Origin of the sequence: Helicobacter pylori SA221C, assembly GCF_000476855.1 — a bacterium.
In the GTDB taxonomy this organism is placed as follows: Bacteria; Campylobacterota; Campylobacteria; order Campylobacterales; family Helicobacteraceae; genus Helicobacter; species Helicobacter pylori_DK.
The window spans coordinates 1-1,760 of record NZ_CBPT010000034.1; the positions used below are offsets into that span (position 1 = coordinate 1).

General features: G+C 37.0%; 1 protein-coding gene. It reads right to left on the reverse strand.

The features are described from left to right. On the reverse strand, positions 1-1,751 hold a 1,751-nt coding region (locus QU01_RS07830), incomplete at its 3' end, for a hypothetical protein (protein ID WP_033763589.1). Positions 1,752-1,760 lie beyond the last annotated feature (9 nt).

Genomic DNA, 1,760 nt, shown 5'->3' on the forward strand with positions numbered 1-1,760 from the left:
TGGTAAGCCCCATCAAAGATTTGAGCGGTCAATACATTTTTGATTTGTGGTAGCTTCACATTCTTTAGCGCTTCTTTTGGGACATCTATCACCAACTCCTCAAACGCTTGGTCGCTTAAAGGGTTATCAATATCAAAAATGAAACTTAAGATATTGTGGAGCGAGTTATAGGTAACTTTGTCAATTAACGCATAAGTTAGTCTAATCCCTTGCGCTTGCTCTATAGCGGTAACGATGCTTTTAGATAGTCTAGGGCTGATATTGTTAAGTTGTGTCGCTAAATCTGAGATAAAGCAATAACCCGCATCGGTGTCTATGGTGTTAGCAATCAATGCCCTACTCACTTTTTTGCCTTGTCGCATAGCTTTAACAAGGTTATTGACTTGAATGTTTCGTTTCATACCTTGTTTGAAGTCATCGCTTACCGCACATTTTCGTGCTTCTATGCGTTTAATCGCATTTTCCTGTCTTTCTATCATTGCGTCTAAAAAGAACTCTTTAGGGTGTCCATACGCACGAGTAATTTTCTGTAATGCCTTAATATTGCTTCTAATGTCCTCGCCAATAGTCTCTATACCGAGTTTAGAGTAATCAAAAGGCATACAAGTCGCTTTTAATTCTGTCTTAACGACTTTATTGAGAGCGAGTTTATTAAGACCGATACCCTCTTTATACCTAGAGAGAAAAGTATAAACGCTGTCATTTATGCGTGTGAGAGCTTGTGGTAAGTCGCTAGGAACTGAAAATTTAATCCCTGTGAATTTAGCCCACACCTTACCAAAACTATTAGGGCTAGAGCTTATCAAATCTATCCTATAAGTCTTATTCTTATTAGCCATCAATTGTCCGCCATAGCAAATCGCTGCTTGCCTGAATTGTTTTCCCCATATCAATAAGTGGTTTTTCAAATCAAATGTGCTACTAGGTTCGTTTTGAAATACAAAGAAACTAACTTCTTTGTCTGGTAAGATATTGTCTTTAGGGTTGTCTTTCCAATACCCTAACACTTCAATGTAACCAATGAAGTCTCTATCAATATTCAATATGTCTTTTAGCTGTTGTGTCCTTGCCATATTTTCTTTTCTAGTGTAGCGATACCTCTCAACAAATTTATCACTAGACATAAGGTCTCTCATTGTGGCGTTTTTCTTAAAGAATTTGTCTGCATAAAAATTGCCTAATTTGTTATAGAGTGTCGCATAAATCGTCTCAATCATATCTTTGTAATTTTTAAATTTTGTAGTCTCTTTACCATTTTCAGGTTGTGGGTGAAAGAAATCTACAACTTTAATAGGGTCGTATGGGTCTAAATCCACAGATTGACTTAACCAATATTTGGCTACTATGTCCGCATTTTTAGGGTCTGCTCCGCTCTTATAAGCATAGATTAGAGCGTTTTGTTCTTTTTCAGTAAAATCTTTATAAAAAGCGTCTTTAAAAGGTCTAAACGCAGAGATAGTCCCAAAAGGTAGTCCGCTCGCAATCTTTTTATAAATGCTGATAAGATTAGAACTCTCAATTGTAGAGCCTTTAATAGTCTTGTGGCTCATATCATATTTAAGTCGTGAGATTTCATCGCCAACAGCATCTAAAAACTTGCTTAAGGGCATCGCCTTACCAAGCACCCTAACGCTAGGTTTATTTTGTCTAGCTAGTTTCCTGTCCGCTAACGCCTTATCAATAGCTGATGTCAAAGAAGTGTGTCTTTGTGGCTCATCAACAAATTCTAAAAAGTCGTAATTCAATAGCATTTTGTGTCC